The sequence below is a fragment of the Paraburkholderia sp. UCT31 genome (assembly GCF_014397655.1).
Classification (GTDB): domain Bacteria; phylum Pseudomonadota; class Gammaproteobacteria; order Burkholderiales; family Burkholderiaceae; genus Paraburkholderia; species Paraburkholderia tuberum.
On record NZ_VZQP01000001.1, the window covers coordinates 257913 to 279455 of the forward strand.

General features: G+C 66.4%; 23 protein-coding genes and 1 pseudogene. 10 read left to right on the plus strand and 14 right to left on the minus strand.

What is annotated here, in order from left to right:
* Positions 1–58 precede the first annotated feature (58 nt).
* From F6X40_RS01085 to F6X40_RS01115, 6 genes and pseudogenes are all read right to left on the minus strand, one after another.
* The gene (locus F6X40_RS01085) at positions 59–1210 is read right to left on the minus strand and encodes a CmpA/NrtA family ABC transporter substrate-binding protein (protein ID WP_187626546.1); all 1152 of its coding nucleotides are present in this window, start codon (positions 1208–1210) and stop codon (positions 59–61) included.
* A 7-nt stretch (positions 1211–1217) separates the two neighbouring features.
* The gene (locus F6X40_RS01090) at positions 1218–1793 is read right to left on the minus strand and encodes an ANTAR domain-containing response regulator (protein ID WP_187616258.1); all 576 of its coding nucleotides are present in this window, start codon (positions 1791–1793) and stop codon (positions 1218–1220) included.
* A gap of 419 nt (positions 1794–2212) precedes the next feature.
* Positions 2213–2406: pseudogene (locus F6X40_RS43415) on the minus strand (hypothetical protein); the annotation flags it as partial.
* Between the two features lie 325 nt (positions 2407–2731).
* Positions 2732–3001, minus strand: coding sequence for a translation initiation factor IF-1 (infA, locus tag F6X40_RS01105; RefSeq protein ID WP_184031475.1), 270 nt, complete (start codon positions 2999–3001; stop codon positions 2732–2734).
* Positions 3002–3136: 135 nt separating this feature from the next.
* Positions 3137–3418, minus strand: coding sequence for a hypothetical protein (locus tag F6X40_RS01110; protein WP_184062731.1), 282 nt, complete (start codon positions 3416–3418; stop codon positions 3137–3139).
* A 592-nt stretch (positions 3419–4010) separates the two neighbouring features.
* Positions 4011–4229, minus strand: a complete 219-nt coding sequence (locus tag F6X40_RS01115; RefSeq protein ID WP_184062730.1) for a hypothetical protein — start codon at positions 4227–4229, stop codon at positions 4011–4013.
* Positions 4230–4466: 237 nt separating this feature from the next.
* Between F6X40_RS01115 and F6X40_RS01120 the strand changes: the two genes are divergently transcribed.
* The 3 genes from F6X40_RS01120 to F6X40_RS01130 are packed head-to-tail and all read left to right on the plus strand — an operon-like array spanning position 4467 to position 5628.
* Complete coding sequence (locus F6X40_RS01120) at positions 4467–5111, plus strand: transcriptional regulator (protein WP_184062729.1); 645 nt, start codon at positions 4467–4469, stop codon at positions 5109–5111.
* Positions 5112–5154: 43 nt separating this feature from the next.
* Positions 5155–5412 carry a DUF1653 domain-containing protein gene (locus F6X40_RS01125; protein WP_262421324.1) on the plus strand — a complete coding sequence of 86 codons (258 nt, stop codon included), beginning with the start codon at positions 5155–5157 and terminating at the stop codon, positions 5410–5412.
* A gap of 21 nt (positions 5413–5433) precedes the next feature.
* Positions 5434–5628: a YqaE/Pmp3 family membrane protein gene (locus F6X40_RS01130; protein ID WP_090806541.1), complete on the plus strand. Its 195-nt coding sequence runs from the start codon at positions 5434–5436 to the stop codon at positions 5626–5628.
* Between the two features lie 54 nt (positions 5629–5682).
* Here F6X40_RS01130 and F6X40_RS01135 read toward each other — a convergent pair whose 3' ends face one another.
* Positions 5683–5991 (minus strand): 2Fe-2S iron-sulfur cluster-binding protein, encoded by a 309-nt coding sequence (locus F6X40_RS01135; RefSeq protein ID WP_184062727.1) that lies wholly within the window; start codon positions 5989–5991, stop codon positions 5683–5685.
* Positions 5992–6296: 305 nt separating this feature from the next.
* Here F6X40_RS01135 and F6X40_RS01140 point away from each other — a divergent pair, with 305 nt between their 5' ends.
* Positions 6297–6587: a DUF1488 domain-containing protein gene (locus tag F6X40_RS01140; RefSeq protein ID WP_026226687.1), complete on the plus strand. Its 291-nt coding sequence runs from the start codon at positions 6297–6299 to the stop codon at positions 6585–6587.
* Positions 6588–6752: 165 nt separating this feature from the next.
* Here the strand turns inward: F6X40_RS01140 and F6X40_RS01145 are convergent, their stop codons facing one another.
* The 7 genes from F6X40_RS01145 to F6X40_RS01175 form a co-directional block, all read right to left on the minus strand.
* The gene (locus F6X40_RS01145) at positions 6753–7286 is read right to left on the minus strand and encodes a cytochrome b (RefSeq protein WP_187626548.1); all 534 of its coding nucleotides are present in this window, start codon (positions 7284–7286) and stop codon (positions 6753–6755) included.
* Between the two features lie 140 nt (positions 7287–7426).
* Entirely contained in the window at positions 7427–8728 is a 1302-nt protein-coding gene (locus F6X40_RS01150) for an NCS2 family permease (protein ID WP_184062724.1), read from the minus strand.
* A gap of 165 nt (positions 8729–8893) precedes the next feature.
* The gene (locus F6X40_RS01155) at positions 8894–9388 is read right to left on the minus strand and encodes a YaiI/YqxD family protein (RefSeq protein ID WP_090806534.1); all 495 of its coding nucleotides are present in this window, start codon (positions 9386–9388) and stop codon (positions 8894–8896) included.
* Positions 9389–9528: 140 nt separating this feature from the next.
* A complete protein-coding gene (locus F6X40_RS01160) occupies positions 9529–9795 on the minus strand; it encodes a DUF4148 domain-containing protein (protein ID WP_184054530.1) in 267 nt (88 codons plus the stop codon).
* A gap of 214 nt (positions 9796–10009) precedes the next feature.
* Positions 10010–10780 carry a slipin family protein gene (locus F6X40_RS01165; RefSeq protein ID WP_184031463.1) on the minus strand — a complete coding sequence of 257 codons (771 nt, stop codon included), beginning with the start codon at positions 10778–10780 and terminating at the stop codon, positions 10010–10012.
* Positions 10777–12405, minus strand: a complete 1629-nt coding sequence (locus tag F6X40_RS01170) for an NfeD family protein (RefSeq protein WP_187626549.1) — start codon at positions 12403–12405, stop codon at positions 10777–10779. Before F6X40_RS01170 ends, F6X40_RS01165 begins: the two co-directional genes overlap by 4 nt.
* A gap of 85 nt (positions 12406–12490) precedes the next feature.
* Complete coding sequence (locus F6X40_RS01175) at positions 12491–13537, minus strand: AraC family transcriptional regulator (protein ID WP_187626550.1); 1047 nt, start codon at positions 13535–13537, stop codon at positions 12491–12493.
* Positions 13538–13758: 221 nt separating this feature from the next.
* Here F6X40_RS01175 and F6X40_RS01180 point away from each other — a divergent pair, with 221 nt between their 5' ends.
* From F6X40_RS01180 to F6X40_RS01205, 6 genes are all read left to right on the plus strand, one after another.
* Positions 13759–14892 carry an acyl-CoA dehydrogenase family protein gene (locus F6X40_RS01180; protein WP_187626566.1) on the plus strand — a complete coding sequence of 378 codons (1134 nt, stop codon included), beginning with the start codon at positions 13759–13761 and terminating at the stop codon, positions 14890–14892.
* 153 nt (positions 14893–15045) lie between these two features.
* On the plus strand, positions 15046–16737 hold the full coding sequence (locus F6X40_RS01185) for an AMP-binding protein (RefSeq protein WP_187626551.1): 1692 nt from the start codon (positions 15046–15048) through the stop codon (positions 16735–16737).
* A gap of 117 nt (positions 16738–16854) precedes the next feature.
* Complete coding sequence (locus F6X40_RS01190; RefSeq protein ID WP_187626552.1) at positions 16855–18396, plus strand: CoA-acylating methylmalonate-semialdehyde dehydrogenase; 1542 nt, start codon at positions 16855–16857, stop codon at positions 18394–18396.
* Between the two features lie 31 nt (positions 18397–18427).
* Positions 18428–19345: a 3-hydroxyisobutyrate dehydrogenase gene (gene mmsB, locus F6X40_RS01195; protein WP_187626553.1), complete on the plus strand. Its 918-nt coding sequence runs from the start codon at positions 18428–18430 to the stop codon at positions 19343–19345.
* Positions 19342–20142 (plus strand): enoyl-CoA hydratase, encoded by an 801-nt coding sequence (locus F6X40_RS01200; RefSeq protein WP_187626554.1) that lies wholly within the window; start codon positions 19342–19344, stop codon positions 20140–20142. Before mmsB ends, F6X40_RS01200 begins: the two co-directional genes overlap by 4 nt.
* Positions 20139–21302, plus strand: coding sequence for an enoyl-CoA hydratase/isomerase family protein (locus tag F6X40_RS01205; protein ID WP_187626555.1), 1164 nt, complete (start codon positions 20139–20141; stop codon positions 21300–21302). Before F6X40_RS01200 ends, F6X40_RS01205 begins: the two co-directional genes overlap by 4 nt.
* Positions 21303–21543: the final 241 nt, after the last annotated feature.

Sequence of the window (21543 nt, forward strand, 5' to 3'; positions counted from 1 at the left end):
GTTGGCGGGTCGTGGGCAGTCGGCGCAGCGGATCTCGGGGCTTTCGCGTGCGGTCCGCTCAGCGGCGGATCGCAAAACGCCGCGCATAAGCGGCGGATGGTGAGCCGCTTCCCCACACCGCGCCATCGATCAGTTCCCTTGTGACGTCCTCGCCGGGCACCGGCACGTTCACGCGTGCGGCGGCCTCGCGATACAACTGCGTCTGGTTGATGCGCGCGGCGACCGCGTCGTAGTCGTTGTGCGCATCGATGATCCCCCAGCGCTCGAACTGCGTGAGGAACCACGCGCCTTCGAATGGATGCGGATAGTTGACCGCGCCGTCGTCGAAGAAACGCATCGGCAGGCGGCGCGGGTTCGCCGTGTCGAGGTGGTCGCCGAGCCGCGCCGCGATCAGCGTCTCGTCGATACCGATGTAATCGGGCCGCGCGAGCCAGCGGGCGATCTCGTCGCGATGCCCGGCGCCGTCGAGCCAGCGGCACGCTTCGAGCACGGTCTGCACGAGCGCGCGCGTCGTGCGCGGATGCGCATCGACGAAATCGCCTCGGCAGGCGAGCACTTTCTCGGGATGCTCGGGCCACACCTCGCTCGAATAAGCGATCGTTTTGCCGACGCCGTGCGCCTCGGCCATTTCATTCCATGGCTCGCCGACGCACAGACCGTCGAGCCGGTCTTCGGCAAGCGCGGCGACCATTTGCGGCGGCGGAATCGCGACACTGTCGATGTCGCGCAACGGATCGACGCCTTGCGCCGCGAGCCAGTAGTACAGCCACATCGCATGCGTGCCGGTCGGGAAGGTGTGCGCGAACACCGGCTTGCGGCCGAGCGTCGCGAGCGCCTCGCGCAATGTGCCATGCTTCGCGAGCGCATCGGCGAGCCGATTCGACAGCGTGATCGCCTGGCCGTTGCGGTTCAGCACCATCAGCACGGCCATGTCGGTGCGCGGGCCGCCGAGGCCGAGCTGCACGCCATACACGAGCCCGTAAAGCGCGTGCGCGGCGTCGAGATCGCCGGCTAGCAGCTTGTCGCGCACGGCGGCCCACGACGGCTGGCGGCACAGTTCGAGCGTGAGCCCGTGCGCATGGCCGAACTCGAGCAGCTTCGCCGCGATCAGCGGTGCCGCGTCGGACAACGCGACGAAACCGAGCCGCAGATGGGTCTTTTCAGGCGGCTCCGCAAAGGCCGCGGCGGTGACGGAAGTGGCTGGATTCATGAGCGCATCATTTGAGCGAGCCGGCCGACGCGACGACCTCGCGTGCCACCTCGGCGAGTTTGACGCCCTGGTTCATCGCGCGTTTGCGCAGACTCGCGTAGGCGGCCGGTTCGGTGAGTTTCTGCTGATCCATGAGCAGGCGTTTCGCGCGATCGATCAGCTTGCGCTCGGCCAGTTCGTTTTCGGCCTGCGCGAGCCGCTCGCGCAATTGCGACTCCTGCGCGAAACGCGCGAGCGCGACTTCGAGAATCGGCGCGAGCCGCTCGGTCGCGAGGCCTTCGACCAGATACGCGGTGACGCCCGCGTTGACCGCTTGGCGGATCAGTTGCTGGTTAGCGTCGTGGCTGAACATCAGCACGGGGCGCGGCGCGCTCGCGTGCATCACGGCGAGCTGTTCGAGCGTATCGCGCGACGGCGACTCCGTATCGATGATGATGACGTCGGGCCGCTCGTCCTGAACCGCGCGATGCAGCGCCTGCGGCGTCGCGGTGCCGGAGAGCATTTCGCAGCCGAGACAGGCGAGCGCGTCGCGCAGATCGCCGATGGGTTTGTCAGTGTCGGTGACAAGGAGAACACGCAGCATGGAGTCGGGGGAAGGGACATCTGACCAACAGTAAAGCAATGGGTAAAGCAATGGATATGCCAGTCTTCGCGCGACGGGGCTTGGCGAGGTGTGTGAGCGCATTCGCGCGAATGGCGGGGATCAATTGGGGTTTGTTGCGGGCGATCGCTGCGAATCGTCCGCGAAAGAGGTGACGCGGCCACGCCGGTCGCGCTGCACCGGCGAGGGGCATGCAGGACAGCGGACGCCCGATGCACCGAAGCGGCGCAGCGCGTTCGTAGCGGCCGCAGCCTTGGAGCCTTAAAGCCAGCGCGAATAACTGCGCGGTGAAAACAGCAAGGTCACCGCCATCATCGCGGCGATGCAGCCGGTGAGCATGATCCACGCGGCGACGAATCCGCCGCTCCAGTCGCGCACGATGCCGGCCACGAGCGGCGCAACCGCCGCGCCGAACGCGCCGGCGCCCATCGCGACCACCGGCAGACTGGTCAGCAATGACGCGCCGTAGAAGCTCAAGCCGGTCGCGTCCGCGAATCGTCGTCATCAACGGGCTGATCGAGGTCAGCAGCGGGTGCAGATGGAGCAGGAGGAGCGGGTGGTCGAGCAGGTGCGCAAAAGCGCGGGTGGGGAGGATTTGGGTGCGGTGTTTGGAGTTTAGCGAGACGTGCTGCGACGTGCGCGGTCGCCGAAGCGGCGTGCCGCCAGATTCCAATCAAGACGCCGCGCGTGTTGCGGCGTACGACGTTCGCGCATGCGCTGGAAAGCATCCCGAATGTCAGGGAAGACGTCTATTTCACGCGCTTGGGCGGCGAGGCTGACGTAGCGCGTTCAAGCAGAACGCGGAGTCGGAAGGTATGGCGCGAGTCTGTCGGGCCTCGCGCTTTCGCATGGGTTCGGGCGGGCTGCCCGCATCGCCTGCACAACATCACAGGTACGCAGGGCGGCGCCGTGACCCCTGCTTACCTCCGCCGCGCCGCTTGCCGTGGCGCACCGCCGCCACTCGCACGCTCGTCCTTGTGGCGGAAATTGATCCGCCCCTTGGTCAGGTCGTAGACCGACAATTCGAGCGTCACGCGATCGCCCGCGAGAATACGGATATGGTTCTTGCGCATGCGCCCGGACGCATAGGCGCCGACCACGACGCCGTTGTCGAGCGTCACGCGGTAGCGGCTATCCGGAAGCACTTCGTCGACGATACCGTCAAGTTCAAGCAGTTCTTCTTTCGCCATGCATAACTCCTGGTCGATGGGATAAAGGGGAAACCGGCCGCAGGCATTGCGAGCGGCGCGACTGTGGATTCGTTTGAAAAGCAGCGGCGCCCGAAAGCACGCTGCGCGACATGAGTGACGCGCCGATGACGCCGCTCAAAGATCGGTGACCGACTGACCGCTCACCTGGCCGTCGATCAGCCGTTCCGCATGCGCCATGCACGCGATGCGCGCCTTGCCCATGCCGTCGAACGGAAACAGATACTGCAGGCGAAATACCCGGCCGTCGGCTGCCGGATTGGCGCCGACGCGGCAGATGCGCACCGACGCGTCGTAACCGGCGCCCGGATTGCGGGTCGCTTGCGCGCCCGGGGGGCGGCGCGGATAAACGAGCGGGTGAATTTCGTAACCCTTGTAGGTCTTGACTGCTGGATTCATGAGAAACATGTCCTGTATTGCGTGGTCCACGCGCCGCCTGCGGGGCGCTGCTTCCGGCAACGCTCCTTTGACGCGTCACGGCGCGGACCGGCGGCGCAGCACCGACGGGCGCGCCGCGTTAAAAATGGTTGGCACAGGCCTGCTAGACCCGGCGGGCTCAATGACAATGGCTCGAGCGGTCGCGCGAAAACGCGGATTCGACCGAAAAAACGCTGAAGCGGCGCGTCAATTCGGGCGCCGGACGCATGATGCTGAACCGCTCGGTGTACTTCTCGCGACGGCGAATGCGGGCGGCGCATTGCCGGAGTGACGGGATCGCCGATAAAGGGCGGTCGAACAGTCGGGGGTGGTGCGGAGATGCCGGGTTGAGACTGCCTGGTGCTGCCAGTGCTATATGGGTGCGAGGTGCAACTATTGCAATATCATGCCTGAAATAGCCCTGATTGGATAGTGCAAACTTCAGCGCGCGACCGGAACGCCCGACTGGCAGGGCTTCGCGGGCGGTTGGCGAAGTCGTGTCGGAGGCGGGACGGGCGACTGACGCGCGAATTGCGCGAGTGGCGCGCGCGAGGCTCCTATCCGAACGCGTGCGTCAGCGCGACGTCTCGGCGACGCGCTTCTGCAATTCGCGCGCGGCCGCCCGCGGCAGGCGCGCATCGTCCCAGCCGGTCAACCATTCGACTTCCTTGGCCGTGAAGACCTGACCATGGTTGCGCAGCGCGTACTGCAGCGAATCGATGATGTGGTTGCGAATGATCTCCGGCGTGCGCTTGTCGTCGAGCACGGCGCGAAGCGCTTCGAGTGTGGCCATCAGTTGGCTCCGTTCGGTTGGGTGTCGGCGGATCAGTGTTTATCGCACGAAAAAAATGCGCTTGCGAGGTAGACAAAATTGCCGTCCGGCGTCGAGTCGCGGCGCCAGCGCGAGGCCGCTACAATGGCGACTTCCTGAATTGCGGACCGAGCGGGCGCGCCGGCGTCCACTGCGGGCATCTGGCTTCGGCGTCATCCGCTATTGCGCGCCGCCTCCTTCGAACCTCGCGTTTTTTCCATGCGCAACCCGAACGTGTCTCCTGTCAAAGACCTGCTGCTGAAGCGCTACGCGCCGATCGCCGACGGCATCGCCGCGCTGCTCTATCCGTGCGCCGAGGTGGTGATTCACGATTTGCGCGATCAGACCATCGCGTATCTGGTGAACAATCTGTCGCGGCTCGAGGTGGGCGCGCCGTCGGTGCTCGACGACGCGCACTTCGCGGCGCGCGGCCAGACCATCGGCCCCTATGAGAAGCTGAACTGGGACGGCCGCCGCATGCGCTGCGTGAGCAACATCCTGTTCGACGACGACGGCAAGCCCGCCGGCATCCTGTGCGTGAACTTCAACATCGCGGTGTTCGAGGATGTGCGCTCGACGCTCGATCTGTTCATCAAGGGCGGCGCGATGACGGGCGCGCCTGCCGACGAACTGTTCCGCGACGACTGGCAGGACCGCATCAACACGTATCTGCACACGTGGCTGCGCGACCGGCAAATCGGCATCAATGCGCTGACGCGCGAGCACAAGCGTGAAATCGTCGAGGCGCTGCACGCGCAGGGCGCGTTTCGCGGCCGCAGCTCGGCGAATTACGTGGCCGCGGTGCTCACGATGGGCCGCGCGACCGTCTACAAGATCCTGAAGCAGATGAAAGAGGGCGGCTGAGCTCAGGCGCGCCGTGCTTGAAAATGCATCGACGACGCCCAAAATGAGGTCACACACCATGCGCTACCGACACTACAAAGGCGGCATTTACGAACTGGTGTGCGAGGCCACGCTCGAATCGGATCCGACGGTCACGATGATCGTCTACAAGGCGGCCAATGGTACGATCTGGACCCGTCCAGCGACGGTGTTTTTCGAGCTGGTTGAGCAGGAAGGCATCAAGGTGCCGCGTTTTGCGCCGCTCGATGAGTTCAGCAACGAGGCAGATGCGTCCCCCGCGGACTCACCCATGCTGCCGTAATCACAGGAACAGGAAAACCGAATGCGTCTTTTGCTTGCCATCATTCTGCCGTGGCTGCAGTTTTTCACGATCGGCCGTCCGTTTGCGGGCATCATCTGCCTGATTCTGCAAATCACGCTGATCGGCTGGGTGCCGGCGGCCATCTGGTCGGTGTATTCGCTGAGCCAGTACAACACGGACAAGAAAATTGCCCGCGCAATGGGCAACGGGCGGTAAGACACAGCGCGTGAAAGCGTCGGCTAGCGGGGCGCCAGGCCCCTACGCTCCCGCTCACCGTGCCGGTATCGCGACCGCATCCGGCACTTCGATCACCACGTCGGTTTCCGCGACCGCCACGCACGGCAGGATATAACCGTCCGCCTTTTCCTCGCGGCTCACGCCGGGCCATTCAATCGAGTAGCGCACACGCCCAGACGTCATCCGGCACAAGCATGTTCGGCACGTGCCGTTGCGGCACGAACGCGGCAAACGCAGATTGGCGAAAGCGGCGGCTTCGAGAATCGTCAGCGAATCGGGCGCTTCGAAGCTCTGGCCGAGCGGTTCGACGCGAACCACAGGCGGGCGGGTGGGGGCGGACATCGTGCAGGTGAATGACTAGGTGCGCGACACTTTACACGGGATCGGACACCGCTTTATGCCGCGCCGCAACATCGGCGCGTCAGTCGCGCCTTCAAGAAAAAATCGGGGAAATCTTGCACCTGGCCCGAACTCGTCTAAAGTAAATCAATTCACCTCCGCGTGGCGCGAACTGACGATGCCGCGTCGAGGCGACGGCCCGCGTCGGCTGCATGGGACAAGGAGGAACGAGTGGCGGACGCGATAGCAAGCAATCAGCGCGTGCATTACCCGAGCGCATCGTGCGCGCACTCTTCCAGGTGACTCCCATGCAGATCCAATTCCCGAACGAAGCCCCTGAATATTCAGGTCGCGAACTTACTTTGGCGTTTCCGGCAATGGTCGATGGGCAGAGGGTGGAGTGCATGATCACCGCGGAAGCGCTCGAAGATCACTTCGGCGCCGCGTCCCCCCGGCTGGAGGACATGATCGTCGCGTTCGACGCGCACCGGCCGCGCATCGAGGCCGCCACGCGCCGGCTGTTGTCGGAAACGCGCGCGCAGTGTCTCGTGCTCAGAAGCGGTTACGTGCGGTTTTACGAGGCGAACTGGCGCAACTGACCGATCTGAAACTATCGGCTGGCTACCGGTACCGCAGCTTCGGCAAGCGCGACTGCTGCCGAAGCGCGAAGTTCGGATTCACCCGCGCCGCTGCCGCTGGCTGGCCTGCGCGCAAGCCGCGACCGCGTGCCATGCATCGGCGGCACGCAGCCAACTCCATTACTTTCAAATGATCCGCCGCCGCGCCCGATCCTTGAACACCACATGGTGCGCGATCGCCGCGAGCGCGTGCAGTCCGATCACCCAATAGAACACGTTGCCGAGCCACTCGTGCGCGTCCTTCAACAGCGGCCGCGCGATCGCATCCGCACGCACCAGCGTGAAGCTGATGTCCGTCCATGCGAGCGACACCGGCCGCCCGCCCGCATTGACCATCAGCATGCCGAGCAGCGGCTGCGCGAAGATGAACACATAGAGCGCGAGGTGCGCGGAGCGCCCGAGAAAAGCGAGCAGCCGATTGCTTTCGAGCTCCTCCGGCGCGCCGGCCCACAGTCTCCACAGCAGCCGCAACACGGCCAGCCCGAGCACCAGCGTGCCGGCCCAATAATGCACGCCGGTCCAGAACGCGCGGCTGTCGGAGCCGCGCGGGCCGCGGATTTCGATGGCCAGATAGGCCAGCGCGACCAGCAGAAAAATCATCCAGTGGAAGAAAATCGCGGGCTTCGTGTAGCGGTCCGTCGTGCGGTTATATGAGGACATCAAGGCTCCTGGGGTGGCGACCCGTGCCGCGGCGACCGAGTCGATCGCGACCCGGTCGATCATCATTCGAAACATCGGATGATAAACGGTCCCCGAACCCAACGACACATTCGACCCCCGGCCGCGCGAGCGCGACCTCCTCATTCGCTGCCGAGATAGAAATACCGGAACAGGAAAATCGCCGCGATGATCCACACGACCAGCTTCACCTGGCGTGCCTGGCCCGTCAGCAGCTTGAGTCCCGCGTACGAGATGAAGCCGAACGCGACGCCGTTCGCGATCGAGTAGGTGAACGGCATCAGCAGCGCGGTCAGCGCGGCCGGCACGACTTCGGTCGCGTCGTCCCACGGCAGGTCGACCAGTTCGCGCAGCATCAGGCACGACACGTACAGCAGCGCGGGCGCGGTCGCATACGGCGGCACCACTTCGGCGAGCGGCGCGAAAAACAGCGCCGCGACGAACAGCACGGCGACCGTGATCGCGGTCATGCCGGTACGGCCGCCGGCCTGCACGCCCGATGCGCTTTCGATATACGCCGTCGTCGACGAAGTACCGAGCATCGAGCCGGCGAGAATCGCGGTGCTGTCCGCGAGCAGCGCGCGGTTCAGCCGATGCATCTTGCCTTCCACCAGCAGCCCCGCGCGGTTCGCGACGCCCATCAGCGTGCCGGTCGCATCGAACAGCTCGACGAGGAAGAACACCAGCACCACGTTCAGCACGCCACTCGACAGCGCGCTGCGGATATCGAGCTGCAACAGCGTCGGCGCGATCGACGGCGGCGCGGACACGATGCCGTGAAACTGGTTGCCGCCAAAGAAAAAGCTCAGGATCGTCACGCCGACGATACCGATCAGGATCGAACCGCGCACACGCATATGATCCAGCGTGACGATGCCGAAGAAGCCGACCGCCGCGAGCACGACGTGCGGGTCATGCAGATTGCCGAGCGTGACGAGCGTGGCCGGATTGCCGACCACCACGCCGGCCGACTTCAGCGAAATGATCGCGAGAAAGAGACCGATGCCGCCGGTGATCGCGATGCGGATCGAATGCGGAATGCCCTTGACGATCACCTCGCGCACGCGGAACAGCGTGACGATCAGGAACAGGCACCCGGAGATGAACACCGCGCCGAGCGCGGCCTGCCACGTGTAGCCCATGCCCTTGACGACCGTGTATGCGAAGTACGCGTTCAGGCCCATGCCGGGCGCGAGCGCGATCGGGTAGTTCGCGTACAGACCCATGATCAGCGACGCGAGCGCGGCCACGAGGCAGGTCGCGACGAACACCGCGCTCTTCGGCATGCCGGCGTCGCCGAGAATCGCCGGGTTCACGAAGATGATGTAGGCCATCGTCAGGAAAGTGGTCACGCCGGCTAGCACTTCGGTGCGCAGGTTGGTGTCGACGGCGTCGAAGCCGAAGTAGCGTTTGATCGAGTCCATGTGGCGGGTTTTCTCTCTTTCGTCGTTCAGACAGTGTTTTTGTCATCGAGGCGGTGACAGCGCGGCGCGGCAAGGCAGGCCGCGCGGCGGCGTTACGGCGGAATTGTAATCACGAATGGCAGCGCCCCGGCGCCTGTGGCGGCGCCAGCAGGCCGCCCGGGCCCGTCAGGCGGGCGGTTTGCCGTGCGACTGTGGCGCCTGCGCATCACCGCGAGGCGCCTGACGCGCGAGCCAGCGATCGAGTTCGCCAGCAAACGCCTTGCCATCGCGCGCGCTGAAGGCGGCCGGCCCGCCCGTGTCGACGCCGCTCGAGCGCAACTGGTCGAGCATCGAGCGCATGCGCAGCCGTTCTTCGATCGTGCCGGGCGTGTACCAGTTGCCGCGCGGATCGAGCGCGTGGGCATTTTTTGCCAGCACGGCGGCGGCGAGCGGGATGTCGGCGGTGATCACGAGGTCGCCCGCGACGACGCGCTCGACGATCAACTGATCGGCGGCGTCGAAGCCGGCCGGCACCTGGATCGCGCGGATCAGCGGCGACGGCGGCACGCGCAGAAACGAATTGGCGACCAGCGTCAGCGGCATGCCGGTCCGGCGCGCCGCGCGATAAAGCATGTCCTTGACGACGGCCGGGCAGGCGTCGGCATCGACCCAGATTGGCATGGCGCGGGTTCCGGCTGTGTGCGGCTGGTTTGCTGCGTGGGGGATGGAGGGACCGGATGATACCTTGCCGCGACGCAAGCCGTGCCATGCCGCTCGCGGCGGGCGGCATTCAGGCTGCGACTACGCCAGCCGCGACCGCTTTACTGCACGGCCGTCGGGGCGTTGCCTTGCTGCTGCTCGCGGTGTTGCGCGACGATGCGGCCCGCGCGCTGCGCGTTCTCCGGATAGTCGATCCAGTCGAGCGGGTCGTAGCCGGCGGCGAGCCATTCCGCGAGGTCAGCGCGGACCTGGGCGCGCGTTTTCGGCGCCGACGGGTCGGCGGGCTGCGTCACCGCTTGCGCGTAGACGGTGCTGATACCCACGGCGGCCAACAGCGCGCCGAGTCCAATGCGGGAAGACAGTTTCATGGCGGGCTCCTGCGAAGCGGAAAAACAGCCGGACCTGGTGGTTTTTCGGTGCGCCGGGTAAGGCGGTACAAGCAACGCACCATTTCTGCCGGCAAATCGAACCCGCCGCGAGCCTCGTTCGCCACGTCAGCGCAAGCAACGCGCAAGCGGGCGGGTATGCCGAAACGTCGACGCTAGTCCGCGCCGAATGGATGTCCTGACAAATATCGTCCTATCACGCCGATGGCTTGTTGAAGCGTTCCAGCCCCGCACTCACGAGGTCGATCGGCAGCGGAAACACGATCGTCGAGTTCTTGTCGGCGGCGATCGTCACCAGCGTCTGCAGATAGCGCAACTGCATCGCCTGCGGTTGCCGCGCGAGCGTCTGGGCCGCCTCCAGCAATTGCTTCGATGCCTGCAACTCGCCTTCCGCGTGAATCACCTTCGCGCGCCGTTCGCGCTCGGCTTCGGCCTGACGCGCAATCGCGCGGATCATCGTTTCATTGATATCGACGTGCTTGATCTCGACGATCGATACCTTGATGCCCCACGCGTCGGTTTGCGAGTCGAGCACTTTCTGGATGTCGGTGTTCAGCTGCTCGCGCTCCGACAGCAGCTGGTCGAGGTCGTGCTTGCCGAGCACCGCGCGCAGCGTCGTCTGCGCCAGCTGGCTGGTCGCCTCGAAGTAGCGCGCGACCTGGATCACCGCCTTCTCCGGATCGACGACGCGGAAATACACGACCGCGTTGACCTTGACCGACACGTTGTCGCGCGTGATCACGTCTTGCGTCGGCACGTCGAACACGATGGTGCGCAAATCCATGCGCACCGCCTGCTGCACGATCGGAATGATCAATACGAGCCCGGGCCCCTTGACCTTCCAGAAGCGGCCGAGCATGAACACGACGCCGCGTTCGTACTCGCGAAAAATCCGCACCGACGACGCAATCAGCGCGACCACGAGCAGGATCAGGATGCTGCCGAAGCCGAATGTGAAGCCGATCATGAGCGTTCTCCTTGTAAGGCGTCGACCGACGTAACGGGCACCACGGTCAGTGTGAGGCCGTTGCGCGCCGTCACGCGCACGCTCTGACCCGGCGCGGCCGGCGTGGTGCTCGAGACGCGCCAGCGCTCGCCGTGCACGCGCGCCCAGCCGGCCAGCGGGCCGCCCGCCGCGTGTTCGGGTTCGGGCAGCAAGCCGCCGTCCAGCACCACGCCGACGCAGCCGATCAGCGCCTCCGAGCCCGTCACGACCGGCCGCCGCCGCGCGCGCAGCGCGAGCCGCGACACGCCGAGCACGAACGCGACGCTGAACACGACGACCGCGGCGATCAGCGGCAGCGGGATGCCGTAGCCGGGCACGTCGGTATCCATCAGCATCATTGCGCCGACCACGAACGCGACCACGCCGCCGAAGCCGAGCGAGCCGAAGGTCGGCAGGAACGCTTCGCCGATCAGGAAGGCGATGCCGAGAAAGATCAGCCCGAGGCCGACGTAGCTGATGGGCAGCATCTGCATCGCGAACAGGCCGAGCAGCAGGCTGATCGCGCCGACCACGCCGGGCAGCACGAAGCCCGGATTGGCGAATTCGAAGAACAGGCCATACATGCCGAGCATCAGCAGAATCAGCGCGACGCTCGGATCGGTGATCACGGCGAGAAAGCGGCTGCGCCAGTCGGGTTCGAGCGTGATCAGCGGCGCATGCGCGGTGTGCAGCGTGACGCTGCCCGCGCTCGTGACGTACGTGCGGCCGTCCAGCTGGCGCAGCAGGTCCGGCACGTCGCGCGCGACGATATCGACGACGTGCTGCGCGAGCGCTTCCTCGTCGGACAGGCTCACCGCTTCGCGGACCGCGCGCTCGGCCCAGTCGGCGTTGCGGCCGCGCATCTGCGCGAGGCCGCGGATGTAGGCGGCGGCATCGTGGACCTGCTTGCGCAGTTCGGTCGATTGGGTGTCGAGCGGCAGTGCGCTGGCGGCTTCGGATGATGCGCCGGGTGACGCAGGCGCAGGCGCGGACGCGCCGCCAGGCAGCGTGCGCATGTCCGGCAGCCCCGGCGTACCTGGGGTGGCTGGCGTTACCGGCGGGCCGCCGGCGGGCGGCTCGTTGCCGCCGATGCCCATCTGGATCGGCGTCGCGGCGCCGAGGTTGGTGCCCGGCGCCATCGCCGCGATATGGCTCGCGTAGACGATGTAGGTGCCGGCGCTGGCCGCGCGCGCGCCGCTCGGCGCGATGAAGGTTGCGACCGGCACCGGCGAGGCGAGGATCGCCTTGATGATCTGCCGCATCGACGTATCGAGGCCGCCGGGCGTATCGAGTTGCAGGACCGCGAGCTGTGCGCGCTCGCTGGCCGCGCGCTGCAAACCACGCACGATGAAATCGGCGGTGGCCGGTCCGATCGCGCCATTCACCGGAATCACGACGACGCTGTTGGCGGTCGCGGCGGCGACGTTCGCCGCGCTCGCCGCATTGGCCGCTTGCAGCGGCGCCAGCGCTTCGCGCGTCGCGAAGGCGAACGCGCATAGCACGCCGAGCACGGCGATGCCGCGCATCAAACGGCCCACGATGCCGCCGCGGATAAGCGGCCTGCGCGGACCGGACTGCCGGAGCGGGAGACGCGGAGTCGTGTTCATCGCTGACGGCCGTCGCGCCAGCCGGCGCGAACCGGCGGCGCGGGCCCCTACCCTCGATCAAGGCTGGCCTGTTGCCGCTTAAAGCTTAGTCCGATTCGGCGCGTCGCGTGAGATCGAGCCCCGCGGCCCGGGCCGGCCGATAGTCGGTCGGGCGCATGCCGGTCCATTTGCGGAACGCGCGATGAAACGCGCTCGGCTCCGCGAAGCCGACGGCGTTGGCGATATCGGCGATGGTGCGCTGCGTGCGCTGCAGTTCGGCGATCGCGATGTCGCGCCGCAGCGCGTCCTTGATCGACTGATACGTGTGGCCCTCCTGCTTCAGGTGCCGCCGCATCGTCGCCTCGGCGACGTGCAGGCGCGCGGCCATCTGATCGGCCGCGGGCCAGCCCGACATCGGCAGCGCGCGCAGCGTCTTGCGCACGCGCGCGGCGAGCGAACCCGGATTGCGGTACTTGACGATGAAGCTGCCCGGCGCATCGCGCAGAAACGGCCGCGCCGAGCGCGAAGTCTGGATCACCGGCAGTTCCAGAAACGCAGCGTCGAGATCGACGGACGACTCGGGCTCGTCGAAATACATGTCTTCGCAGAACATCAGCCGGTATTCGTGCGCGGCCGGCGGCGCGGCGCAGCGAAAGCGCGCTTCGAGCAACGGAATGCGCCGGCCGACGAGCCAGCACACGAGCCCGTACACGAGGATGAAATACGTCGCGTAAGCGAACATCGCCGGCTTGCGCGTGCCCGCGCGCTCGACGAACTTCAGGCGCACGCGCTGCGCGTCGGTGTCGATCGTCGCGCCGAGATCGTCGAGCACGAGCCGCATGAAGCCGACCGCGCGCGCAAGCGCCTGCGCGCCGTTGCGCGCGCCCAGCGCCGTCTGCGTCATCGCGATGAAGCTGCCGCTTTTCATCGGATGCGAGTCCTGGCCGAAGAATTCGTCGTCGAGCGCGCGTGCGATGCCGGCCCACAGCGCGCCGTATTGCGCCGACGATACGCGGCTTTTCGGCGACGCGAGCATCGCAGCGGCAATGCCGGCCGCTTCGGCGAGCGTTCGCGCGTCGAGGCCGCGCGCCGTCGCGAGCGCGAGCGTTTCCTCGACGAGACTGACGGAGATCGTGCCTTTGTCGCTTTTCATCGGGATTCGGCTTTTCTGGCAAAAGCGCTCAGCATAGGCTGGATCGTGGTTCATGAAGCCCCCGAAATGGCGAGGCTCCATGCACGTGCATGGTAGCAGTATGGCAAAAGCGCTCAGCAAGAATGAGCGGAGCGAGCATCGAACGGCGCGGGCCGCTTGCCTACACTTGCCGCATCACCGCGATCGCCAGCACGGCCGGCAGTACCAACGAGGATGCAGTCATGGACAGCTTCTACACCGACGAACAACGGATGATCCGCGACGCCGCGCGCGACTTCGCGACCGAATGTCTCGCGCCGCACGCGGCGCAATGGGATCGCGACGCGCAACTGCCGGCCGAGGTCGTCGCGCAGTTGGGCGAACTCGGCTTTCTGGGCATGATGGTGCCGGCCGAGTGGGGCGGCTCCTACACCGATTACGTCGCCTATGCGCTCGCGCTGGAAGAGATCGCGGCCGGTTGCGCCGCCTGCGCGACGCTGATGAGCGTGCACAACTCGGTCGGCTGCGCGCCGATCCTGAACTTCGGCAGCGCCGCGCAGAAAGACCGCTATCTGCGCGAGCTCGCCAACGGCCGGACGATCGGTGCGTTTTGCCTGACCGAGCCGCAGGCGGGCTCCGAGGCGAACAATCTGCGCACCCGCGCGCAGCGGCGCGACGGACAGTGGATTCTGAACGGCAGCAAGCAGTTCGTGACCAACGGTGCGCGCGCCGGTGTCGCGATCGTGTTCGCGGTCACCGATCCCGAGCGCGGTAAGCGCGGCCTGTCCGCCTTCATCGTGCCGACCTCGACGCCGGGTTTCGGCGTCGGCCGGCCGGAGCACAAGCTCGGCATTCGCGCGTCCGACACCTGTCCGATCTCGCTCGATCAGTGCGCGGTGCCCGAGGCCAATCTGCTCGGCGAGCCGGGCGAGGGTCTGCGCATCGCGCTGTCGAATCTCGAAGGCGGGCGCATCGGCATCGCCGCGCAGGCAGTCGGCATTGCGCGCGCCGCGTTCGACGCCGCGCGCCGCTACGCGAACGAGCGCGAACAGTTCGGCAAGCCGCTGAAAGACCACCAGACGATCGCGAACATGCTTGCCGACATGGCGACGCGCCTGAATGCCGCGCGCCTGCTCGTACATCACGCGGCACGGCTGCGCTCGGCGGGGCGGCCGTGTCTGTCGGAGGCGTCGCAGGCGAAGCTTTTTGCGTCGGAGCTTGCGGAGGAGATCTGTTCGAACGCGATCCAGATTCATGGCGGCTACGGCTATCTGGAGGACTATGCGGTCGAGCGCCACTATCGGGATGCACGGATCACGCAGATTTACGAAGGGACGAGCGAAGTGCAGCGGATGGTGATCGCGCGCCATGTTTGAGGGCGGCGTTTGAGCGCACAATAGCCTGGCCGTGGATGCTCGCCTGGATCACCGCGGCGAAAATAACCGAGCGCGGACCGCGCCACTCGCAACTACGTTGCATGGGACCGGAGTAAGCGCTAAAGCGCTAACTCTGGTCGACAGGAGACGACGATGACAGCAGCGAAAGCCTTTCTCGAAGCGCGCGATCTGCTAGTGCGCCATCGCACCGACTACGAGCGCGCGTACCGCGAATTCGCGTGGCCCGCGCTCGGCGAGTTCAACTGGGCGCTCGACTACTTCGACGCGATGGCGCATGGCAACGACAACCCCGCGCTGTGGATCGTCGACGATCCTTCCAGCGACGGCCTGCGTCTGTCGTACGCGCAGATGTCGGAGCGCTCGTCGCGGATGGCGAACTTTCTGCGCGGCGCGGGCGTCGGCCGCGGCGACCGTGTGCTGCTGATGCTGCCGAACCGCGTCGAGTTATGGGACGTGATGCTCGCCGCGATGAAGCTCGGCGCGATCGTGCTGCCCTCCACCACGCAGCTATCCGCCGACGACGTGCGCGACCGCGTGCAGATCGGCGGCGCGAAGTTCGTCGTGGTCGACAGCGCGGAGCTGGGCAAATTCGATGCGCTCGACGTGCCGCTCACCCGCCTGTCGGTCGGTGCGCCGCGCGACGACTGGATCGATGTTGCCGCCGCGTACGAGGCTTCGCCGCATTTCACGCCGGAGGGCGTCACCCACGCCAGTGATCCGCTGTTGCTGTACTTCACGTCCGGCACCACCTCGAAGCCGAAGCTGGTCGAGCATACGCACCAGAGCTACCCGGTCGGGCATCTGTCGACGATGTACTGGATCGGCCTGCAACCCGGCGACATCCATTGGAACATCAGCTCGCCGGGTTGGGCCAAGCACGCGTGGAGCTGCTTCTTCGCGCCGTGGAACGCGCAGGCCTGCGTGTTCGTGTTCAACGTCCCGCGCTTCGTGCCGAAAGACACACTCGCCGCGCTCGTGCGCTTCAACGTCACCACGCTGTGCGCGCCGCCGACCGTCTGGCGCATGCTCGTGCAGGAGCCGCTCGGCGACTATCCGGTGAAGCTGCGCGAAATCGTCGGCGCCGGCGAGCCGCTGAATCCGGAGGTCATCGAGCGCGTCAAGCACGCGTGGGGCATTACGATTCGCGATGGCTACGGCCAGACCGAAACGACCTGCCAGATCGGCAATTCGCCGGGCCAGCCGGTCGTGGCCGGCTCGATGGGGCGTCCGCTGCCGGGCTACCGGGTCGAGCTGCTCGACGCCGACGACCAACCGGTCGGCGAAGGCGAAATCGCGCTGCCGCTCGCAGAACGGCCGCTCGGCCTGATGACGGGTTACGCGAACAACGCCAACGCGACCGCGCAGTCGATGCGCAACGGCCTCTATCGCACGTCGGATGTCGCGCTGCGTCGCGACGACGGCTACTACGTGTACGTCGGCCGCTCGGACGACGTGTTCAAGTCGTCCGACTATCGCCTGAGTCCGTTCGAACTCGAAAGCGTGCTGATCGAACACGAGGCGATCGGCGAGGCGGCCGTCGTGCCGAGCGCGGACGCGTTGCGTCTGTCGGTGCCGAAGGCGTTCGTCACCGTGCGTCACGGCTACGAAGCCGGTCCCGAACTCGCGCGCGCGGTGTTCGCGTTCTCGCGTGAAAAACTCGCGCCGTACAAGCGGATTCGCCGTCTGCAATTCAGCGAACTGCCGAAGACGATCTCCGGCAAGATCCGCCGCGTCGAATTGCGGCGCCGCGAAATGGAGCGCGCAGCCGAGCCCGCGCGTCTGCCGGACGAGTATTGGGAAGAGGATTTTCCCGACTTGCGGTGACTGTCTTTATTCCTCGCCATTGCTGGTTTGCCGCCCCGGTTTGAATCGCACGCGTTGAATTCGAGCTTCGGATTCGACGCGTCGGGGCACTGTTTTCTAAATCACAGGAGTTTCAGCATGAGCACCCTTGCTTCGAACGAGACCGGCCGCGACGTTGCAGGCGCCGTGGCCACCGTCAAACTGCTGATCAACGGCGAGTTCGTCGAATCGAAGACGACCGAGTGGCGCGACATCGTGAACCCGGCCACGCAGGCTGTCCTCGCGCGCGTGCCGTTCGCGACCGTCGCGGAAGTCGACGCGGCGGTGCATAGCGCGCATGCCGCGTTCAAAACGTGGAAGGACACGCCGATCGGCGCGCGCATGCGCATCATGCTGAAGTACCAGGCGCTGATTCGCGAGCATATGCCGCGCATCGCGAAGACGCTGTCGGCCGAGCAGGGCAAGACGATTCCCGATGCCGAGGGCGACATCTTCCGCGGTCTGGAAGTCGTCGAGCACGCGTGTTCGATCGGCACGTTGCAGCAGGGGGAGTTCGCCGAGAACGTCGCCGGTGGTGTGGACACTTACACGCTGCGCCAGCCCCTCGGCGTATGCGTCGGCATCACGCCGTTCAATTTCCCCGCGATGATCCCGCTGTGGATGTTTCCGATGGCGCTCGTGTGCGGCAATACCTTCGTGCTGAAGCCATCCGAGCAGGACCCGCTGTCGACGATGCAGCTCGTCGAACTCGCGCTCGAAGCCGGCGTGCCGAAGGGCGTGCTGAACGTGGTGCACGGCGGCAAGGAAGTCGTCGATGCGCTGTGCACGCATGAACTGGTGAAGGCGATTTCGTTCGTCGGCTCGACGGCGGTCGGCACGCACGTGTATCGCCTCGGCAGCGAACACGGCAAGCGAGTGCAGTCGATGATGGGCGCGAAGAACCACGCGGTCGTGCTGCCCGACGCGAATCGCGAACAGACCCTCAACGCGCTCGCCGGCGCCGCGTTCGGCGCGGCCGGTCAGCGCTGCATGGCGAGTTCGGTGGCGGTGCTGGTCGGTGCCGCGCGCGAGTGGCTGCCCGAGCTCGTCGCGAAGGCGAAGACGCTGAAGGTCAACGCGGGTCACGAGCCGGGCACCGATGTCGGGCCGGTCGTGTCGCGCGCCGCGAAGCAGCGCATTCTCGGTCTGATCGACGCTGGCGTGAAAGAGGGCGCGACGCTCGCGCTCGACGGCCGCGATGTGAAGGTGCACGGCTACGAGCAGGGCAACTTCATCGGCCCGACGGTGTTCACCGACGTGACGGCCGACATGGAAATCTACCGCACCGAAATCTTCGGGCCGGTGCTCGCGGTGCTGAACGTGGCGACGCTCGACGATGCGATCGCGCTCGTCAATGCGAACCCGTTCGGCAACGGCGTCGGCCTCTTCACGCAAAGCGGCGCGGCGGCGCGCAAGTTCCAGAGCGAGATCGATATCGGCCAGGTCGGTATCAACATTCCGATCCCGGTGCCGGTGCCGTTTTTCAGCTTCACCGGTTCGCGCGGCTCGAAGCTTGGCGATCTCGGTCCCTACGGCAAGCAGGTCGTGCAGTTTTACACGCAGACCAAGACGGTCACCGCGCGCTGGTTCGACGACGACACCGTCAACGATGGCGTCAACACGACGATCCGCCTGCGTTGAAGGCACTGAGGGCACACCCGGAGACGACATCATGAAGATCGGCTTTATCGGACTCGGCAATATGGGCGCGCCGATGGCGCTGAACCTGCTGAAGGCGGGCCACGCGCTCAACGTGTTCGACCTCAGCGCGGAAGCTGTGCGCACGCTCGTCGACGCGGGCGCACAGCCGGCCCGCTCACCGCAAGCCGCCGCGAGCGACGTCGAATGCGTGATCACGATGCTGCCCGCCGCGGCTCACGTGCGCAGCGTGCTCGTCGCGGACGATGGCATCCTCGCCGGCATCGCGCCGGGTGTACCGATCATCGATTCGAGCACGATCGATCCCGCCAGCGTGAAAGCGTTTGCCGAACTCGCCGCGGCTCATGGCAACAGCTTCGTCGATGCACCGGTCTCGGGCGGCACGGGCGGCGCGGCGGCGGGCACGCTGACCTTCATGGTCGGCGGCAGTGCGAGCGCGTACGAGCAGGTCAAGCCAGTGCTGTCGGCGATGGGAAAAAACATCGTGCGTTGCGGCGACACCGGCACGGGCCAGGTCGCGAAGATCTGCAACAACCTCGTGCTCGGCATCTCGATGGCGGCCGTCGCCGAGGCGATGTCGCTCGGCGAGGCGCTCGGTATCGACACGAAGGTGCTCGGTAGCATCATCAATACGTCGACCGGGCGCTGCTGGAGTTCGGACACGTATAACCCGATGCCGGGCGTGATCGAGACCGCGCCGTCCTCGCGCGGCTATACCGGCGGCTTCGGCACCGACCTGATGCTGAAAGACCTCGGCCTCGCCACCGATGCCGCGCGCGGCGTGCGTCAACCGGTCTATCTCGGCGCGCTCGCGCAGCAGCTCTATCAAACCATGAGCGCGAACGGCGCGGGGCGCCTGGACTTTTCGGCGGTGATCAAGCTGTATCGCTCGCGTGAGCGCGGCGGTAACGGCCAGGGAGGCACGCAATGATCGACCTCGATTACGCACATGACGGCGCCGTTGCTTTGATCACGTTGAAACGGCCGCTCGCGAACGCTTTTACGCCCGACGCTCTGCTGCAATTGCAACGCACTGTCGAGCAGTTGAACGCCGATGCGCGCGTGCGCGCGCTCGTGATCACCGGCGACGGTCCGAAGTTTTTCAGCGCGGGCGCCGATCTGAACACGTTCGCCGACGGCAATCGCGAAGTCGCGCGCACCGCGGCCGCGCGTTTCGGCGCGGCCTTCGAATCGCTGCAGAACGCGCGGCCCGTCGTCATCGCGGCGCTCAACGGCTTTGCGATGGGCGGCGGTCTCGAATGCGCGCTCGCGTGCGACATCCGCATCGCCGAGCAGCATGCGGTGCTGGCGCTCCCCGAGACGGCGGTCGGTCTGCTGCCATGCGGCTGCGGCACGCAGACGCTGCCGTGGCTCGTCGGCGAAGGCTGGGCCAAGCGGATGATTCTGACCGGCGAGCGCGTCGATGCGGCGACCGCGCTCAGCATCGGTCTCGTCGAAGAAGTGGTGGAGCGCGGCGCCGCGCGTGAAGCCGCGTTGAACATGGCGCAGCGCGTCACCGGTTTGAGCCCGCAGGCGGTCAGCTTCAGCAAGGAGCTGATCCATCAGGCGCGGCATGGCGTGCCGCGCGCCGCCGCGCTCGCGCTAGAACGCGAGCGCTTCGTCGATCTGTTCGATGGCGCCGATCAGCGCGAGGGCGTCAACGCGTTCCTCGAAAAACGCGCGCCGCGCTGGCAGACGAGCCGTGCATCGCGGGAGACGCAGCGATGAGCACTTTGCGCGGCTTTGCGGTCGAAATGCGCGACACGACGAACACGCAAGCCGAACCCGACGTGCTGTTTCGCGTCGTCAACCGCGTGGCGATCATCACGCTGAACCGGCCTGCCGCGCTCAACGCGCTGTCGCACGCGATGGTGCGCGAACTCGCGGTGCTGGTCGAGCATTGCCGCACCGATCCCGGGATCGTCGCGCTGGTGCTGAAGGGCGCTGGCGACAAGGGCTTTTGCGCGGGTGGCGACGTGCGCGAGGTACATCGGCTCGCGACGCAGGGCGACCCACGCTGGCTCGCGTTCTTCGTCGACGAATACCGGCTCGATTACGCGTTGCACACGTTTCCGAAGCCGGTGGTCGCGCTGCTCGACGGCATCGCGATGGGCGGCGGCATGGGCCTCGGCCAGGCGGCGCGGCTGCGCATCGTGACCGAACGCAGCCGCATCGCGATGCCGGAGACGCGCATCGGCTTCGTGCCCGACGTCGGCGCGAGCCGCTTTCTGAGCGTGATGTCGGCCGAGCTTGCGCTGTATGTCGGGCTGACCGGCGCGACGCTAGCGGGCGCCGACGCGATGCGCCTGCAACTGGCCGACCTGTGCGTGCCGGCCGACTGGCTCGCGAGCTTCGAGGAACGTTTGCAGCGCATGTCGCACGACGGCGAGCGCATCGACGCGCTGCGCGCCGTGTTCGAGCCGCCGTGCAATATCGTGCCGCACGCGCCGCTCGGCGCGCTGACGCAACTGATCCTGCGCCACTTCGACCGGCGTTCGGGCGTCGAGCGCATCGTCGCGACACTGCGTCAGGATCTCGAACGCGAACCGCCGCGCGAGGTGCGGCAATGGCTGCAAGCGACCTACGACGCACTGACCGCCCATTCGCCGACGATGCTGCACGTGACGCGCGAAGCGCTGCTGCGCGGCCGGCAGATGACGCTTGCCGATTGCTTCCGGATGGAGCTCGGCATCGTGAAGCGCTCGATCGAGGCAGGCGATTTCCGCGAGGGCGTGCGCGCGCAACTGATCGACAAGGACCGTCGGCCGCGCTGGTCACCGGCGACGCTCGCCGATGTGCGACCCGAGCGCGTGCGGCATTTCCTGAGTTCGCCGTGGCACGGCGACGCGCATCCGCTGGCGGCGCTGGGCGTGGAGCATGGCGACTGACTTGCGCGGCGTATCGCATGCCGCGCGGGGCGCGCGGCCCGGCGCACCCGCGCCCGCCCTTAGCTCTGCCTGGCATGTCCCGCCCATCAGCCGCCGGTGCCAATTGTGGTGTGGCGGACACAGACTACGCGCGCCAATTGACATCTTTCCGGGCGCAATCTTAGATAGATAGTTCAGCTCCGTCCCGACCGGCAAAGCCTGCTCGCAGCCCTCATCACGGCGCTCGTCCGACCTACGGTGC

What these genes read in the sequence shown, in the direction of transcription:
- F6X40_RS01085 (WP_187626546.1), bottom strand. Translation starts at nt 1,210, where the DNA reads ATGAATCCAGCCACTTCCGTCACCGCCGCGGCCTTTGCGGAGCCGCCT.
- F6X40_RS01090 (WP_187616258.1), bottom strand. Translation starts at nt 1,793, where the DNA reads ATGCTGCGTGTTCTCCTTGTCACCGACACTGACAAACCCATCGGCGAT.
- infA (WP_184031475.1), bottom strand. Translation starts at nt 3,001, where the DNA reads ATGGCGAAAGAAGAACTGCTTGAACTTGACGGTATCGTCGACGAAGTG.
- F6X40_RS01110 (WP_184062731.1), bottom strand. Translation starts at nt 3,418, where the DNA reads ATGAATCCAGCAGTCAAGACCTACAAGGGTTACGAAATTCACCCGCTC.
- F6X40_RS01115 (WP_184062730.1), bottom strand. Translation starts at nt 4,229, where the DNA reads ATGGCCACACTCGAAGCGCTTCGCGCCGTGCTCGACGACAAGCGCACG.
- F6X40_RS01120 (WP_184062729.1), top strand. Translation starts at nt 4,467, where the DNA reads ATGCGCAACCCGAACGTGTCTCCTGTCAAAGACCTGCTGCTGAAGCGC.
- F6X40_RS01125 (WP_262421324.1), top strand. Translation starts at nt 5,155, where the DNA reads ATGAGGTCACACACCATGCGCTACCGACACTACAAAGGCGGCATTTAC.
- F6X40_RS01130 (WP_090806541.1), top strand. Translation starts at nt 5,434, where the DNA reads ATGCGTCTTTTGCTTGCCATCATTCTGCCGTGGCTGCAGTTTTTCACG.
- F6X40_RS01135 (WP_184062727.1), bottom strand. Translation starts at nt 5,991, where the DNA reads ATGTCCGCCCCCACCCGCCCGCCTGTGGTTCGCGTCGAACCGCTCGGC.
- F6X40_RS01140 (WP_026226687.1), top strand. Translation starts at nt 6,297, where the DNA reads ATGCAGATCCAATTCCCGAACGAAGCCCCTGAATATTCAGGTCGCGAA.
- F6X40_RS01145 (WP_187626548.1), bottom strand. Translation starts at nt 7,286, where the DNA reads ATGTCCTCATATAACCGCACGACGGACCGCTACACGAAGCCCGCGATT.
- F6X40_RS01150 (WP_184062724.1), bottom strand. Translation starts at nt 8,728, where the DNA reads ATGGACTCGATCAAACGCTACTTCGGCTTCGACGCCGTCGACACCAAC.
- F6X40_RS01155 (WP_090806534.1), bottom strand. Translation starts at nt 9,388, where the DNA reads ATGCCAATCTGGGTCGATGCCGACGCCTGCCCGGCCGTCGTCAAGGAC.
- F6X40_RS01160 (WP_184054530.1), bottom strand. Translation starts at nt 9,795, where the DNA reads ATGAAACTGTCTTCCCGCATTGGACTCGGCGCGCTGTTGGCCGCCGTG.
- F6X40_RS01165 (WP_184031463.1), bottom strand. Translation starts at nt 10,780, where the DNA reads ATGATCGGCTTCACATTCGGCTTCGGCAGCATCCTGATCCTGCTCGTG.
- F6X40_RS01170 (WP_187626549.1), bottom strand. Translation starts at nt 12,405, where the DNA reads ATGAACACGACTCCGCGTCTCCCGCTCCGGCAGTCCGGTCCGCGCAGG.
- F6X40_RS01175 (WP_187626550.1), bottom strand. Translation starts at nt 13,537, where the DNA reads ATGAAAAGCGACAAAGGCACGATCTCCGTCAGTCTCGTCGAGGAAACG.
- F6X40_RS01180 (WP_187626566.1), top strand. Translation starts at nt 13,759, where the DNA reads ATGGACAGCTTCTACACCGACGAACAACGGATGATCCGCGACGCCGCG.
- F6X40_RS01185 (WP_187626551.1), top strand. Translation starts at nt 15,046, where the DNA reads ATGACAGCAGCGAAAGCCTTTCTCGAAGCGCGCGATCTGCTAGTGCGC.
- F6X40_RS01190 (WP_187626552.1), top strand. Translation starts at nt 16,855, where the DNA reads ATGAGCACCCTTGCTTCGAACGAGACCGGCCGCGACGTTGCAGGCGCC.
- mmsB (WP_187626553.1), top strand. Translation starts at nt 18,428, where the DNA reads ATGAAGATCGGCTTTATCGGACTCGGCAATATGGGCGCGCCGATGGCG.
- F6X40_RS01200 (WP_187626554.1), top strand. Translation starts at nt 19,342, where the DNA reads ATGATCGACCTCGATTACGCACATGACGGCGCCGTTGCTTTGATCACG.
- F6X40_RS01205 (WP_187626555.1), top strand. Translation starts at nt 20,139, where the DNA reads ATGAGCACTTTGCGCGGCTTTGCGGTCGAAATGCGCGACACGACGAAC.